The sequence below is a fragment of the Dermacoccus sp. CCH2-D9 genome (genome assembly GCF_001556795.1).
GTDB classification, from domain to species: domain Bacteria; phylum Actinomycetota; class Actinomycetes; order Actinomycetales; family Dermatophilaceae; genus Dermacoccus; species Dermacoccus nishinomiyaensis.
In genome coordinates, this window is sequence record NZ_LSJT01000146.1 from 73,481 (window position 1) to 87,505 (window position 14,025).

Below are 14,025 nucleotides of genomic sequence, written 5' to 3' on the forward strand. Positions count from 1 at the left end.
CCATGGTGGCCAAGATGAAGATCAAGAAGAACGACCTCGTCCAGGTCATCAGCGGCCGTTCCGAGAAGAATGGCGGCGACAAGGGCAAGCAGGGCAAGGTCATCGCCGTGTTCCCGGAGACGCAGCGTGTCCTCGTCGAGGGCATCAACCGCGTCACGAAGCACGTCAAGGCCGGTCAGCCCGGTGCGGGCACCGGCGGCCTCACGGTCGTCGAGGCGCCGATCCACGTCTCGAACGTGGCCCTCGTCGACCCGGAGACGAACAAGCCCACCCGTGTGCGCACCCGCGTCGAGCAGGTCGAGCGCGACGGCAAGACCAAGACCGTGCGTACCCGCGTGTCCGTGCGTTCCGGTAAGGACCTGTGATGTCTGAGACCACGAAGACCACCCCGCGTCTGAAGACGCGCTACCAGGACGAGATCAAGGGCCAGCTGCAGGGCGAGTTCAACTTCGCCAACGCGATGCAGGTTCCGGGTGTCGTCAAGGTCGTCGTCAACATGGGTGTCGGCGACGCCGCGAAGGACAGCAAGCTGATCGAGGGCGCCATCCGCGACCTCGAGGCCATCACCGGCCAGAAGCCGGCTGTCACCAAGGCACGCAAGTCGATCGCCCAGTTCAAGCTGCGTGAGGGCATGCCGATCGGCGCGCACGTCACGCTGCGCGGCGACCGCATGTGGGAGTTCCTCGACCGCCTCGTTTCGGTTGCGCTGCCGCGTATCCGCGACTTCCGCGGCCTGTCGCCGAAGCAGTTCGACGGCAACGGCAACTACACGTTCGGTCTGAACGAGCAGTCGATGTTCCACGAGATCGACCAGGACAAGATCGACCGCGTCCGCGGCATGGACATCACCGTCGTGACGACCGCCGCGAACGACGACGAAGGCCGCGCCCTGCTGCGCGCCCTCGGATTCCCGTTCAAGGAGAAGTGACGATGGCGAAGACCGCACTGATCAACAAGGCGAACGCCAAGCCGAAGTTCAAGGTTCGTGGCTACACGCGCTGCCAGCGCTGCGGCCGCCCGCACTCGGTCTACCGCAAGTTCGGCCTGTGCCGCATCTGCTTGCGCGAGATGGCACACGCCGGCGAACTGCCGGGCGTGACCAAGTCCAGCTGGTAAGAACCCACCACTTTCATTAGTTCGTTCTACACCGTAGGTCGACCCAACACACGCGGGTTGAAACCCCGGTGAGGAAGGGCGGAGAAGCCCAATGACCATGACCGACCCGATCGCGGACATGTTGACGCGAGTCCGGAACGCCAACTCGGCGCACCACGACTCGACGTCCATGCCGTTCTCGAAGCTGAAGTCCCACATCGCTGAGATTCTTGAACGCGAGGGTTACATCGCCGGCTGGACCGTCGAAGAAGCCCGCGTCGGCCAGACGCTCACGATCAACCTGAAGTACGGCCCGAACCGTGAGCGCTCCATCGCCGGAGTGCGCCGCGTCTCGAAGCCCGGCCTTCGCGTCTACGCCAAGTCCACCAACCTCCCCAAGGTTCTCGGTGGCCTCGGCATTGCCATTCTTTCCACGTCCTCCGGTCTGCTCACCGACAAGCAGGCGGCGGCCAAGGGTGTTGGCGGGGAAGTCCTCGCCTACGTCTGGTAATCAGGAATTAGGAGGAGAAACAGATGTCACGTATTGGACGTCTCCCGGTTCCTGTCCCGTCCGGTGTCGAGGTGACCATCGACGGCCAGGACGTCACGGTTAAGGGCCCCAAGGGCAGCCTTGACCTGACGGTTCCCGCGCCGATCACCGTCGCCAAGGGCGAGGACGGATCCGTCGAGGTGACGCGACCCAACGACGAGCGCGACGCGCGCGCCCGTCACGGACTGACGCGGAGCCTGATCAACAACATGGTCGTCGGTGTCACCGACGGCTACACCAAGAAGCTCGAGATCCACGGCACGGGTTACCGCGTGACGGCGAAGGGCAGCGACCTCGAGTTCGCGCTCGGCTACTCGCACCCGATCCTCGTGAAGGCCCCCGAGGGCATCACGTTCGTGGTCGAGAACCCGACCCGCTTCTCGGTCTCCGGTATCGACAAGCAGCTCGTCGGTGAGGTCTCGGCCAACATCCGCAAGCTGCGCAAGCCCGACCCGTACAAGGCGAAGGGTGTCCGCTACGAAGGCGAGCACATCCGCCGCAAGGTCGGAAAGGCTGGTAAGTAAGCCATGGCAAAGATCGTCAAGCGTTCGACGAGCAAGTCCGCAGCTCGCGGCCGTCGTCACCTGCGCCTGCGCAAGAAGGTCACGGGGACCGCGGTTCGCCCGCGCCTGGTCGTCTCGCGTTCCAGCCGTCACGTCTTCGTCCAGGTCGTCGACGACACGGTCGGCAAGACCGTCGCGTCCGCGTCCACCATGGAAGCCGACCTGCGCACGTTCGAGGGTGACAAGTCCGCCAAGGCCCGCAAGGTCGGCGAACTCGTGGCCGAGCGTGCGAAGGCCCAGGGCATCGAGGCAGTCGTGTTCGACCGTGGCGGCAACCGCTACGCCGGCCGCGTCGCCGCGATCGCCGACGGCGCCCGCGAAGGTGGCCTGAGCCTGTGATGACCAACCAGAACAACGCCGAGAAGAGGAATGTCTGATGGCTGGACCCCAGCGTCGAGGCGCCGGTACCGCCCAGACGGGCGGCGAGCGCGACAACAACCAGCGTGACAACCGCCGCGATGGCGGTCGTCGTGACGGCGGCCGCGGCCGCGGTCGCGAGGAAGAGCGCAACCAGTACGTCGAGAACGTCGTCACCATCAACCGTGTCGCCAAGGTCGTCAAGGGTGGTCGTCGCTTCAGCTTCACCGCCCTCGTCGTCGTCGGTGACGGTGACGGCACCGTCGGTGTCGGCTACGGCAAGGCCAAGGAAGTTCCCGCGGCCATCGCCAAGGGTGTCGAGGAGGCGAAGAAGAACTTCTTCCGCGTCCCCCGCATCCAGGGCACGATCCCGCACCCCGTTCAGGGTGAGGCTGCGGCGGGCGTCGTCCTGCTGAAGCCGGCATCGCCCGGTACCGGTGTCATCGCCGGTGGTCCGGTGCGCGCCGTCCTCGAGTGCGCGGGCATCCACGACGTGCTGTCGAAGTCCCTGGGCTCCGACAACTCGATCAACATCGTCCACGCGACGGTCGCGGCCCTCCAGGGTCTCGAGCGTCCGGAGGCCGTGGCCGCTCGCCGTGGCCTGCCGATCGACGACGTCGTCCCCGCTGCGATGCAGCACGCGATGGCCGAGAAGGCAGGTGCGTGATGGCTCAGCTCAAGGTGACCCAGATCCGTTCCGAGATCGGTGGCAAGCCGCAGCACCGTGAGACCCTGCGTTCGCTGGGCCTCAAGCGCATCGGCCACACGGTCGTCAAGGAGGACCGCCCCGAGTTTCGGGGCATGGTCCGCGCGGTCGCGCACCTCGTGACCGTCGAGGAGGTTGACTGAAAATGCCTGACACCAAGGCCAACGGGTCGGCCCTGAAGATCCACAACCTGCGTCCCGCCCCGGGTGCCAAGACCGCGAAGACCCGTGTGGGTCGCGGTGAGGGCTCCAAGGGCAAGACCGCGGGTCGTGGTACCAAGGGTACGAAGGCTCGCTACCAGGTTCCCGCTCGCTTCGAGGGTGGTCAGACGCCGCTGCACATGCGTCTGCCCAAGCTCCGCGGCTTCAAGAACCCGTTCAAGGTCGAGTACCAGGTCGTGAACCTGGACAAGATCTCCACCTTGTTCCCCGAGGGCGGCGACGTCGACGTCGCGGCGCTCGTGGAGAAGGGTGCCGTCCGCAAGGGCCAGCCCGTCAAGGTGCTCGGCACTGGCGACATCACCGTCAAGGTGAACGTCACGGCGCAGAAGTTCTCGGCCACGGCCAAGGACAAGATCGAGGCCGCAGGCGGTTCCGTCACCGCTGAGTGACGCGTCTGAGACAGGACCCCGCCGGGGTGCCACGATGTGGTGCTCCCGGCGGGGTTCTTTCGTCGTCGGGACGCGGGGGAGGGTATCGTCTATTCGTTGATGGTGGTCGCCCGCGTCGGGTGCGACGCCGTCGTCGGGGCCACCCGGCAAGCCCTTTACGTATTCAGCCGTGACGCGTCACGGCTCAGGAGGTTTTTGTGCTGACCAGTTTTGGACGCGCCTTCCGGACGCCCGAACTGCGCAACAAGATCCTGTTCACGCTGGCCATCATGGCGTTGTTCCGGCTCGGTTCGCACATTCCGACGCCGGGGATCAGCTTCGATCTCGTGGCCAAGTGTCAGGCCGCGGCCGGTGGTTCGAACAGCCTCCTCGGGCTCGCGAACCTGTTCTCAGGTGGCGCGCTGCTCCAGCTGTCGATCTTCGCGCTCGGCATCATGCCCTACATCACCGCGTCGATCATCATTCAGTTGTTGACGGTCGTCATCCCGCGTTTCGAGACCCTCAAGAAGGAGGGCCAGAGCGGGCAGGCGAAGATGACGCAGTACACCCGCTATCTCGCGATCGCGCTAGCGCTCCTGCAGAGTTCGACGCTCATCACCGCCGCTCGTAGCCCGTGGACGATTCTCGGTGGTAGCCCGACCACGTGTTCGACGATCATGACGGACGACTCGATCCCGACCGTCCTGCTCATGATTCTGACCCTGACGGCCGGCACCGGCCTCATCATGTGGCTCGGTGAGCAGGTGACGGAACGGGGTATCGGCAACGGTATGTCGCTGCTCATCCTGACCGCCGTTGCCGCTCGCGTGCCCCAGAGTCTGTGGGCGATCCACAACCAGGGCTGGGGGCGTTTCATCGCCGTGGTCATCATGTGCTTGGCCGTGACGACCGCCGTCGTTTTCGTGGAGAACAGCCAGCGACGCATCCCCGTCCAATACGCGAAGCGCATGGTCGGACGTCGCTCCTACGGCGGGACGACGACGTACATCCCGCTGAAGGTCAACATGGCCAACGTCATCCCGATCATCTTCGCGACGTCCTTGCTCTCCCTGCCCGTCATGGTTTCGCAGTTCGCGGCGAACAAGACGAATCCGCCCGGTTGGGCGCAGTGGATCAACACCTACCTGGCGCGCGGCGACCACCCCGTCTACATGGCGATCTACACGGTCCTGATCCTGTTCTTCACGTTCTTCTACGTGTCGATCACCTACCAGCCCGACGAGGTGGCGGACAACCTCAAGCAGGCCGGCAGCTTCATTCCGGGCGTTCGCGCCGGCTCCGCGACGGCCAAGTACCTCAACTACGTCCTGACGCGCATCACCACCGTCGGCGCGATCTACATCGCGTTCCTCGCGCTGCTACCCCTGATCGCGCTGGCGCTCTTCGACGCGAACCAGAACGTTCCGTTCGGTGGTGCGTCCATTCTCATCCTCGTCGGCGTGGGTCTGGAGACCGTCAAGCAGGTCGACTCCAAGCTGCAACAGCACAACTACGAAGGGTTCTTGCGGTAATGCGACTCATCATTCTCGGACCCCCCGGGGCAGGCAAGGGAACGCAGGCGGAGCGTCTGGCCCAAAGCCGGGGCATCCCGCACATCTCGACCGGCGATATCTTCCGCGCCAACATCAAGAACGAGACCGAGCTCGGCCTCAAGGTCAAGGACATCCTGGCCTCCGGTGGGTACGTGACGGACGAGATCACGAACGAGATCGTCAAGAACCGCCTCGACGAGAAGGACGCCGCGAACGGCTTCCTGCTCGACGGATACCCGCGCACCGCGGGCCAGGTCGTCGCGCTCGAGGAGATGCTCGCGGCGAAGGGCCAGGCCCTCGACGCGGCCCTGGAACTCACCGTCGATGGCGAGGAGCTCGTGCAGCGCCTGCTCAAGCGCGCCGAGACGTCGGGCCGTGCGGACGACACCGAAGAGGTCATCCGCGAGCGTCAGGAGCTCTACGTGCGCGAGACGGCGCCGCTGGCCGCCGCCTACACCGAGCGTGGCCTCCTCGTCCAGGTCGACGGCATGGGCTCGATCGACGAGGTCGAGGCGCGGATCGGCGCGGCACTCGACGAGGTCGCGGCGAAGAACTGATGTTCGGACGCACCCGACTGGATCTCAAGTCGAGTGACGACATCCGCGCGATGCGCCGGGCCGGTCTCGTGACCGGCTCGGCGCTTCGCGCGTCGGCACTCGGAACGCGCGCGGGCATGACGACGAAGGACGTCGACGCCATCGCCCACGCCCACATGCTCGAACGCGGTGCGACGCCGTCGTTCCTCGGGTACAACGGCTTTCCGGCGACGCTGTGCATCTCCGTCAACGACGAGGTGGTCCATGGCATCCCGGGGGAGCGCGTGCTGCAAGACGGCGACGTCGTCTCGCTCGACTGCGGAGCGATCGTCGACGGGTGGCACGGCGACTCGGCGTTGACGTTCGTCGTCGGGGCGGCGAGGGACGACGCGAGCTCGGCGCCGCGCGTGGCGGCGCGTCACGCGGGTGATGAGCCGGCGATCAGACGAGAGGGTGTCGTGGCGTGGGCGCAGGGCGACCCGCGCCGCGCTCTCGTGCTCGCGACCGAGGCGTCGATGTGGGCCGGCATCGAGGCGCTTCAGGTGGGCGAGCGCCTCAACGACGTCGGTGAGGGCGTACAAGACCTGCTCGAGGAGTTCAACGCTCCGGAGCGCCTCGCAGGGTTGCCGCCGGAGATGCCCAGCTTCGAGATCGTCGACGGCTACACGGGCCACGGTGTGGGTCGTGAGTTGCACCAAGATCCAACGGTCTACAACGAGTACGTCAACGAGCGGCTCCCCAAGGTGAAGCCTGGTCTCGTCGTCGCCGTCGAGCCGATGGTCACGCTCGGCACGTACGAGACGCATGAGCTCGACGATGGCTGGACCGTCAAGACCGACGACGGCTCCCTCGCCGCGCATTTCGAGCACACCGTGGCGGTGACGGAGAAGGGCCTGTGGGTGCTGACGGCGCAGGACGGCGGACGTTCGCGTCTCGAGCCGCTCGGGTTGTACGGCGGCCTGGACGACTGAGGGCCCACGCGGACGCGACGCCGTCCGGGTCCCCCAACGCTCGAGCCCCTCTCATCGGAACGGAGGCGGGTCGAGGCGATTTGGGGAAGCCGAGCGCGTCTCGTAGACTGAGGGACGGTCTGTCGTGGTATGTGGCGCTCAGCGTCACGCGACCGGGTAGGCCGGCCAACAGATTCCGTCCATCCGGGACGGTTTCGTGCAGCGAAATGCGGAGGCTATGGCCAAGAAGGACGGTGTCATCGAGATCGAGGGCACGATCGTCGAGGCTCTCCCGAACGCGATGTTCCGGGTCGAGCTCACGAACGGTCACAAGGTTCTCGCTCACATCTCGGGCAAGATGCGTCAGCACTACATCCGGATCCTCCCCGAGGACCGGGTCGTCGTCGAGCTCTCGCCCTATGACCTGACCCGCGGCCGTATCGTCTTCCGTTACCGCTGATTCAACCCAGTTCTCGCTCCCCGCGCTGCGTCCGCATGGTCGCAGCGTGTCGGTGTGTCGAGAGCGCGATCGACAAGACAGCAGGCAGATGAAGGTTCAGCCGAGCGTCAAGAAGATCTGTGACAAGTGCAAGGTGATTCGCCGCAACGGCCGAGTCATGGTGATCTGCGAGAACCTGCGCCACAAGCAGCGCCAGGGCTGATCCACCGAGCACCAGCTCACAGCGTCTTCACCAGGACGCAACACATGAAACTGCAGCACCCGGCCCCACTGGGCTCTGACGAGGATCCGACAGGATGAATCGTCGAGATCTCTCAGAGCGATCTGATCCAGAGACACGCCAGTGGACGTCACCCTCGGCGCGGAGGCCGAGGACCCGCGAGTCCCACCGCTCATCACGAGCATCGAGGCTCACGCCATAGCGGGAACGGTGCTGCCCCAGACCTCCGCTCATGATCAGGAGAACACATGGCACGTCTCATCGGTGTCGACCTGCCGCGCGAGAAGCGCGTCGAGGTCGGCCTCACCTACATCTTCGGCGTCGGGCGTACCCGTGCCCAGGAGACGCTGGCCGCGACCGGCGTCAACCCGGACACGCGCGTCCGCGACCTCACCGAGGAAGAACTCGTCAAGCTGCGTGACCACCTCGAGGCAAGCTTCCGCCTCGAAGGTGACCTGCGCCGTGAGATCGCCGCCGACATCCGCCGCAAGGTGGAGATCGGAAGCTACGAGGGTCTGCGCCACCGCCGTGGCCTGCCCGTGCACGGTCAGCGCACCAAGACGAACGCTCGTACCCGCAAGGGCCCGAAGCGCACCGTGGCCGGCAAGAAGAAGGCCAAGTGAGTCGAGCAGCTTCGGCTGATCACGACTACTTCCTCAACTGAGCGTCGAAACAGGAGATTCGAACTATGCCTCCCAAGAGCCGTATGGCCGCGGGCGCCAAGAAGGTGCGCCGCAAGGAGAAGAAGAACGTTGCTGCGGGCCAGGCCCACATCAAGAGCACGTTCAACAACACCATCGTTTCCATCACGGACCCCACCGGTGCCGTGATCTCGTGGGCGTCCGCCGGCCAGGTCGGCTTCAAGGGCTCCCGCAAGTCGACCCCCTACGCAGCGCAGATGGCCGCCGAGGCCGCTGCGCGTCGTGCCATGGACCACGGCATGCGCAAGGTCGACGTCTTCGTCAAGGGCCCGGGTTCCGGTCGTGAGACCGCCATCCGCTCGCTCACCGCGACCGGCCTCGAGGTCGGCGCGATCAGCGATGTCACGCCCACGCCGCACAACGGCGTCCGCCCGCCCAAGCGTCGCCGCGTCTGATCACCCAGACACCGCGAACGAAGACGAACTAGGAGACACCCCACATGGCCCGTTACACCGGCCCGATCACCAAGAAGTCGCGTCGACTCAAGACCGACCTCGTCGGTGGTGACAAGAACTTCGAGATGCGCCCCTTCCCGCCCGGCCAGCACGGCCGCGGTCGAATCCAGGAGAAGGAGTACCTCCACCAGCTGCAGGAGAAGCAGAAGGCCCGCTTCACCTACGGCGTCATGGAGAAGCAGTTCGTCCGGTACTACAAGGAGGCGGCGCGCCGCCCCGGCAAGACCGGTGAGAACCTGCTCATCATCCTCGAGTCCCGCCTCGACAACGTCATCTACCGCGCCGGCCTCGCCCGCACGCGTCGCGCTGCTCGCCAGCTCGTCACGCACGGTCACTTCGAGGTCAACGGCGTGCGCGTCGACGTCCCGTCCTACCGCGTCGAGCAGTACGACATCATCACGGTCCGTGAGAAGTCGCGCGAGGCGTTCCCGATCCAGCTCGCTCGCGAGACGTTCGGCGAGCGTCCCGTTCCGGCGTGGCTGCACGTCGTCCCGGGCACGCTGCAGGTGCTGATCCACCAGCTCCCGACGCGCGAGCAGATCGACAGCCAGCTCACCGAGCAGCTCATCGTCGAGCTCTACTCGAAGAACTGATCCGAGCTTCGCATCGGAAGGTGGCGCTTCGCGCCGCGTGAGGCGCCACCTTCCACCTGCCGGTCCGAGAGACAGAGCTCGCACCGGCGCAGGACTCGATTCCTGCTCGTTCACCCGGCGTCAAATAGTGGTCGCCGTAGGAAAGGACAAAGAGAGTGCTCATCGCACAGCGCCCCACGCTCTCCGAGGACGTGGTTTCCGAGAGCCGTTCGCGGTTCGTCATCGAGCCCCTGGAGCCGGGTTTCGGCTACACGCTCGGCAACTCGCTCCGCCGCACCCTGCTCTCGAGCATCCCGGGTGCCGCCGTCACCAGCATCCGCATCGACGGCGTCCAGCACGAGTTCTCGACGATCCCCGGCGTCAAGGAAGACGTCACCGAGGTCATCCTCAACATCAAGGGTCTGGTCGTCTCCTCGGAGCACGACGAGCCCGTCGTGATGTACCTGCGCAAGCAGGGCGCGGGTGTCGTCACCGCTGCTGACATCGCGCCCCCGGCCGGTGTCGAGGTGCACAACCCCGACCTCGAGATCGCGACGCTGAACGACAAGGGCAGCATCGAGATGGAGCTGACGGTCGAGCGCGGCCGCGGCTACGTCTCGGCGGCGCTGAACAAGTCGGCGGAGCAGGAGATCGGCCGCATCCCGGTCGACTCCATCTACTCGCCGGTGCTGGCCGTGACCTACAAGGTCGAGGCCACGCGTGTCGAGCAGCGCACCGACTTCGACAAGCTCATCGTCGACGTCGAGACGAAGAACTCGATGGCCCCGCGTGACGCCATGGCTTCGGCCGGCTCCACGCTCGTCGAGCTGTTCGGTCTCGCGCGTGAGCTCAACGTCGAGGCCGAGGGCATCGACATGGGTCCGTCCCCGACCGACGCAGCGCTCGCCGAGGACCTCGCTCTGCCGATCGAGGACCTCGACCTCACCGTCCGCTCCTACAACTGCCTCAAGCGCGAGGGCATCCACACCGTGGGTGAACTCGTGTCCCGCAGCGAGGCCGACCTGCTCGACATTCGCAACTTCGGTTCGAAGTCGATCCACGAGGTCGCCGACAAGCTGCGCGACATGGGCCTTCAGCTGAAGGACAGCCCGCCCGGGTTCGACGCCAGCGTCATCGCCGACCGCTACGACGAGGACGCCGACGGCGCGGACCTCGCCGAGGACGAGCAGTACTGAGCAGCTTTTCGGTACAGCGGTGAGCCTGCTCGCTGAGTTGAGCATTCTCGCAGCTGACCGGTAGACCAAGGAGAAAACATGCCTACCCCCACGAAGGGCGCCCGCGTCGGCGGCAGCCCGTCGCACGAGCGGCTGATCATGGCCAACATGGCCACTCAGCTGTTCACCCACGACCGCGTCACGACGACGGAGGCGAAGGCCAAGCGCCTGCGTCCGTACGCCGAGCGCCTCATCTCGTTCGGCAAGCGCGGCGACCTCGCCTCGCGTCGACGCGTGATGCGCAAGATCTCGGACAAGTCGGCCGTGCACCGTCTCTTCACGGAGATCGCACCCGACATGGCCGAGCGTCCCGGCGGCTACACGCGCATCACCAAGATCGCGCCGCGCAAGGGCGACAACGCCCCCATGGTCGTCATCGAACTGGTTCGCGAGGCCTACTCCGCGAAGCAGTCGACGGTCAAGGAGGCCGAGGCCGCCACGAAGCGCGCGGTCAAGGAAGACGCTGCGGCCGCTCCGGCAGCGGACGTCACGCCCGTGACCCCTGCCGCGACGGAGACGTCCGGCGGTGCCTCGAAGGCTGACGGCGACGCCTGATCGACCTGTCACGCACGATGCCCGCTTCCCCCCTCGGGGGAGGCGGGCATCGTCGCGTCCGTGGTCGAGTTCGCGGGATAGGTTGGGCGGCATGCGTTTCAGGATCGACTTCGCCTACGACGGCACCGACTTCTCGGGGTGGGCCCGCCAGCCCGGACGTCGCACTGTCGAGGGAGAACTGACGGGTGCGCTCACGCGCGTCCTGCGCCGCGACGACGTCCGGCTGACGGTGGCCGGGCGCACCGACGCCGGCGTCCACGCGCGCGGTGGGGTGTGCCACGGCGACATCGACGCCGACGCGTGGGCTGCGCTGCCGGGGCGAAGCGAGCGTGCGCCCGCGCAGGCGCTCGTCACGCGCCTCAACGGCGTCCTGGCGGGGGACGTCGTCGTCAAGGCCGCCAGTGAGCAGCCCGCAAGTTTCGATGCTCGCTTCTCGGCGCTGAAGCGCCGCTACAGCTATCGCCTGCTCGACGATGCGGCGCGCCTCGACCCGCTTCGTCGGCGCGACACCGTCGTCGTCAAACGAAACCTGGACGTCGACGCGATGAACGCCGCGTCGGCCCTGCTCGTCGGGTTGCACGACTTCGCGGCCTACTGCAAGCCCCGCGAGGGTGCGACGACGATCCGCACGCTGCTCGACTACGCGTGGACGCGCGAGGCGGACGGCGTGCTCACCGCGCGGTTGGAGGCCGACGCGTTCTGCCACTCGATGGTGCGGGCCCTCATCGGCGGCGTCGTGCCGGTGGGGGAGGGGCGTCGCCCGATCGACTGGCCCGCGCAGTTGCTGACGGCGGGGCGACGCGACCCGGGCGTCGTCGTCATGCCGCCGCACGGGCTGTGCCTCGAGGAGGTCAGCTACCCGAGCCCCGATCAGTTCGCGGCGCGCGATGCGGCGTCGCGCGTCATGCGTTCGGCGGCTGACCTCGATGGGGCAACCTGACCGCGTCGCGACCGCTGGCTCGACGTCAGCGCGGCGAATACGAGCGGAGTGGCCGGACGCGAGTGTCAGGACGCGTGGATTCGGCCCGTTCGCTCGAATTCATCGGCCGGTCATGGAGCTCGCCTGGGCCGGTGCTCACGTGACGTTCGGCAACGGCAGCGGGACGACGGTGACGGCGACCCGTCGCGCACCCGGGGTGCCTGCGCCGGCTCGGCGATACCGCGCAAGAAGCGCCTCCATCTCGGAGCGCAGAGCGCTCATCTGCTCCTCGCTCACGAGGACGGGGGAGTCGAACGCGCGGCACTCGTCCTGCCACACGTAGGGCCAGGCGTCCTGCTCGTCGACCCAGGCGTGGGCGCGCTCACTGACGTGCGTGATGAAGTCGTGCTCGAGCCAGCGCGCGTCTTCGGCGTCGGCGTCGTCGAGGAACTCGAGGGCATCACCGGCGTTCGCGTCATCGGTGTCGTCCGATTCGTCGACGAGAGCCCAGACGCGCGTTTTCGCGTTGCCGAGCCCGGTGTCTTCGACCAGGCCTGCGCTCTCGAGCACGCGCACGTGGTAGCTCGTCGCCCCGGTGTGCGTGCCGAGGGCTCGGGCCAGTTCGGCAGACGTCGAACCGCCGTGCAGACGCAGGTGCGCGAGGATGCGCGAACGCATCGGATGGGCGATGACGCGGTAGGGGTCGCTGCCCGCGGCCGTGTTCATGGCGTGAGGCTACCGGAGTCGATGGCGCGACGACGGAGGCGTCCATTTTGCACAATAGTTGTGCGATCGACCCGGAGCGCGTCGATCGACGGGTGTGGCGATCCGTGAAAGACATTGCGGCGCAAGGGGATACGTCATGACTGCACGATTTCGACCGGGTGTGCATCTGCCGTAGACTGGATGACTGTTGCTTCGTCGCAGCTGGTCGCATGCGGGCTGTCGCCCGGGCGGTGAGCGCGCACGAAGTGGCCGCCCATCGTCAACGACAGAACGAAGGGAACGACCGTGCGTACGTTCACCCCCAACCAGGAGTCGGCTCAGGCTGACCGCACCTGGCACGTCATCGACGCCACCGACGTCGTTCTGGGTCGCCTCGCGTCCCAGACTGCATCGCTGCTGCGTGGCAAGCACAAGCCCACGTTTGCGCCGCACATCGACACCGGTGACTTCGTCATCATCATCAACGCCGACAAGGTCGCCCTCACCGGCGCCAAGCTCGAGAAGAAGAAGGCCTACCGTCACTCGGGCTTCCCCGGCGGTCTGACCTCGACCTCCTACACGGAGCTCATGGCGAAGGACCCGGAGAAGGCCGTCGAGAAGGCCGTCCGAGGCATGCTGCCCAAGACGAAGCTGGGCCGCGCCCAGATCGCCAAGCTCAAGGTGTACCGCGGTGCCGAGCACCCGCACGCCGCGCAGCAGCCCAAGCCGTTCGAGATCACCCAGGTCGCGCAGTAATCGCGCGCGCTGCTGAATTCTTAGGAGAACCGTGGCAGACCAGAACGTTGAGCTCGACGTCCTCGAGACGGACGAGCCGCAGCTGACCGAATACACGAGCGAGTCGACCGGCCCCGTCGGCGAGAACGGCGAGGTTCGTCGCCCGTCCGCTTCCGCGCCCGGCGCCGCGACCGGCCGCCGCAAGCAGGCCATCGCCCGCGTCCGCATCGTCCCCGGTACGGGCGAGTGGAAGATCAACGGCCGCACCCTCGAGGAGTACTTCCCGAACAAGGTGCACCAGCAGATCGTCAACGAGCCCCTCACGGTGCTCGAGCTGGACGGTGCGTACGACGTCCTCGTGCGCGTGCACGGCGGTGGCCCCTCGGGCCAGGCCGGTGCCGTTCGCCTCGGCGTCGCCCGTTCGCTGAACGGCGTCGACGAAGAGCTGAACCGTCCGATCCTCAAGAAGGCCGGCTTCCTCACGCGTGACGCACGCGTTCCGGAGCGCAAGAAGGCCGGTCTCAAGAAGGCCCGCAAGGCGTCGCAGTTCAGCAAGCGCTGATCCACGC

Annotated in this window: 23 protein-coding genes; 22 read left to right on the forward strand and 1 reads right to left on the reverse strand. The window is 66.6% G+C overall.

Annotation, left to right across the window (positions count from 1 at the left end):
* The first annotated feature begins 2 nt into the window (after positions 1–2).
* The 20 genes from rplX to truA all read left to right on the forward strand — a co-directional run bounded on the left by rplX (position 3) and on the right by truA (position 12,037).
* The gene (gene rplX / locus AX669_RS11970; protein WP_006946282.1) at positions 3–365 is read left to right on the forward strand and encodes a 50S ribosomal protein L24; all 363 of its coding nucleotides are present in this window, start codon (positions 3–5) and stop codon (positions 363–365) included.
* Positions 365–928, forward strand: a complete 564-nt coding sequence (gene rplE / locus AX669_RS11975) for a 50S ribosomal protein L5 (RefSeq protein ID WP_006946222.1) — start codon at positions 365–367, stop codon at positions 926–928. Before rplX ends, rplE begins: the two co-directional genes overlap by 1 nt.
* A 2-nt stretch (positions 929–930) precedes the next feature.
* Positions 931–1,116: a type Z 30S ribosomal protein S14 gene (locus tag AX669_RS11980; RefSeq protein WP_006946078.1), complete on the forward strand. Its 186-nt coding sequence runs from the start codon at positions 931–933 to the stop codon at positions 1,114–1,116.
* 91 nt (positions 1,117–1,207) lie between these two features.
* Complete coding sequence (gene rpsH / locus AX669_RS11985; RefSeq protein ID WP_006946236.1) at positions 1,208–1,606, forward strand: 30S ribosomal protein S8; 399 nt, start codon at positions 1,208–1,210, stop codon at positions 1,604–1,606.
* Positions 1,607–1,629: 23 nt separating this feature from the next.
* Positions 1,630–2,169, forward strand: coding sequence for a 50S ribosomal protein L6 (rplF, locus tag AX669_RS11990; RefSeq protein WP_006946061.1), 540 nt, complete (start codon positions 1,630–1,632; stop codon positions 2,167–2,169).
* Between the two features lie 3 nt (positions 2,170–2,172).
* The gene (gene rplR, locus AX669_RS11995) at positions 2,173–2,547 is read left to right on the forward strand and encodes a 50S ribosomal protein L18 (RefSeq protein ID WP_006946162.1); all 375 of its coding nucleotides are present in this window, start codon (positions 2,173–2,175) and stop codon (positions 2,545–2,547) included.
* A 37-nt stretch (positions 2,548–2,584) separates the two neighbouring features.
* Positions 2,585–3,232 carry a 30S ribosomal protein S5 gene (gene rpsE / locus AX669_RS12000; RefSeq protein WP_062258619.1) on the forward strand — a complete coding sequence of 216 codons (648 nt, stop codon included), beginning with the start codon at positions 2,585–2,587 and terminating at the stop codon, positions 3,230–3,232.
* A complete protein-coding gene (rpmD, locus tag AX669_RS12005; protein WP_038567114.1) occupies positions 3,232–3,414 on the forward strand; it encodes a 50S ribosomal protein L30 in 183 nt (60 codons plus the stop codon). Before rpsE ends, rpmD begins: the two co-directional genes overlap by 1 nt.
* A gap of 2 nt (positions 3,415–3,416) precedes the next feature.
* Complete coding sequence (rplO, locus tag AX669_RS12010) at positions 3,417–3,881, forward strand: 50S ribosomal protein L15 (RefSeq protein ID WP_006946289.1); 465 nt, start codon at positions 3,417–3,419, stop codon at positions 3,879–3,881.
* A 197-nt stretch (positions 3,882–4,078) separates the two neighbouring features.
* Positions 4,079–5,392: a preprotein translocase subunit SecY gene (gene secY / locus AX669_RS12015; RefSeq protein ID WP_006946158.1), complete on the forward strand. Its 1,314-nt coding sequence runs from the start codon at positions 4,079–4,081 to the stop codon at positions 5,390–5,392.
* A complete protein-coding gene (locus AX669_RS12020; RefSeq protein WP_038567119.1) occupies positions 5,392–5,970 on the forward strand; it encodes an adenylate kinase in 579 nt (192 codons plus the stop codon). Before secY ends, AX669_RS12020 begins: the two co-directional genes overlap by 1 nt.
* Complete coding sequence (locus tag AX669_RS12025; RefSeq protein WP_062258621.1) at positions 5,970–6,920, forward strand: M24 family metallopeptidase; 951 nt, start codon at positions 5,970–5,972, stop codon at positions 6,918–6,920. The genes AX669_RS12020 and AX669_RS12025 overlap by 1 nt, the downstream gene beginning before the upstream one ends.
* Before the next feature lie 217 nt (positions 6,921–7,137).
* Positions 7,138–7,359: a translation initiation factor IF-1 gene (infA, locus tag AX669_RS12030; RefSeq protein WP_006946284.1), complete on the forward strand. Its 222-nt coding sequence runs from the start codon at positions 7,138–7,140 to the stop codon at positions 7,357–7,359.
* A gap of 88 nt (positions 7,360–7,447) precedes the next feature.
* Positions 7,448–7,561 (forward strand): 50S ribosomal protein L36, encoded by a 114-nt coding sequence (gene rpmJ, locus AX669_RS12035; protein ID WP_006592630.1) that lies wholly within the window; start codon positions 7,448–7,450, stop codon positions 7,559–7,561.
* A 266-nt stretch (positions 7,562–7,827) separates the two neighbouring features.
* Positions 7,828–8,202, forward strand: a complete 375-nt coding sequence (rpsM, locus tag AX669_RS12040) for a 30S ribosomal protein S13 (RefSeq protein WP_006946278.1) — start codon at positions 7,828–7,830, stop codon at positions 8,200–8,202.
* Between the two features lie 65 nt (positions 8,203–8,267).
* Positions 8,268–8,675 (forward strand): 30S ribosomal protein S11, encoded by a 408-nt coding sequence (gene rpsK, locus AX669_RS12045; RefSeq protein ID WP_006946182.1) that lies wholly within the window; start codon positions 8,268–8,270, stop codon positions 8,673–8,675.
* A 44-nt stretch (positions 8,676–8,719) separates the two neighbouring features.
* The gene (rpsD, locus tag AX669_RS12050) at positions 8,720–9,328 is read left to right on the forward strand and encodes a 30S ribosomal protein S4 (protein WP_006946058.1); all 609 of its coding nucleotides are present in this window, start codon (positions 8,720–8,722) and stop codon (positions 9,326–9,328) included.
* A gap of 155 nt (positions 9,329–9,483) precedes the next feature.
* A complete protein-coding gene (locus AX669_RS12055) occupies positions 9,484–10,503 on the forward strand; it encodes a DNA-directed RNA polymerase subunit alpha (protein ID WP_006946192.1) in 1,020 nt (339 codons plus the stop codon).
* Between the two features lie 78 nt (positions 10,504–10,581).
* Positions 10,582–11,097 carry a 50S ribosomal protein L17 gene (rplQ, locus tag AX669_RS12060; protein WP_062258623.1) on the forward strand — a complete coding sequence of 172 codons (516 nt, stop codon included), beginning with the start codon at positions 10,582–10,584 and terminating at the stop codon, positions 11,095–11,097.
* A gap of 91 nt (positions 11,098–11,188) precedes the next feature.
* Positions 11,189–12,037 (forward strand): tRNA pseudouridine(38-40) synthase TruA, encoded by an 849-nt coding sequence (truA, locus tag AX669_RS12065; protein WP_062258666.1) that lies wholly within the window; start codon positions 11,189–11,191, stop codon positions 12,035–12,037.
* A 135-nt stretch (positions 12,038–12,172) separates the two neighbouring features.
* On the opposite strand, the gene AX669_RS12070 is transcribed toward truA, so the two are convergent.
* On the reverse strand, positions 12,173–12,742 hold the full coding sequence (locus AX669_RS12070) for a helix-turn-helix domain-containing protein (RefSeq protein WP_038567131.1): 570 nt from the start codon (positions 12,740–12,742) through the stop codon (positions 12,173–12,175).
* A 285-nt stretch (positions 12,743–13,027) separates the two neighbouring features.
* Between AX669_RS12070 and rplM the strand changes: the two genes are divergently transcribed.
* Both rplM and rpsI read left to right on the forward strand, forming a co-directional pair.
* Positions 13,028–13,477, forward strand: a complete 450-nt coding sequence (gene rplM / locus AX669_RS12075; protein ID WP_006946227.1) for a 50S ribosomal protein L13 — start codon at positions 13,028–13,030, stop codon at positions 13,475–13,477.
* A 31-nt stretch (positions 13,478–13,508) separates the two neighbouring features.
* Entirely contained in the window at positions 13,509–14,018 is a 510-nt protein-coding gene (gene rpsI, locus AX669_RS12080; protein ID WP_006946115.1) for a 30S ribosomal protein S9, read from the forward strand.
* The last annotated feature ends 7 nt before the right edge of the window (positions 14,019–14,025 follow it).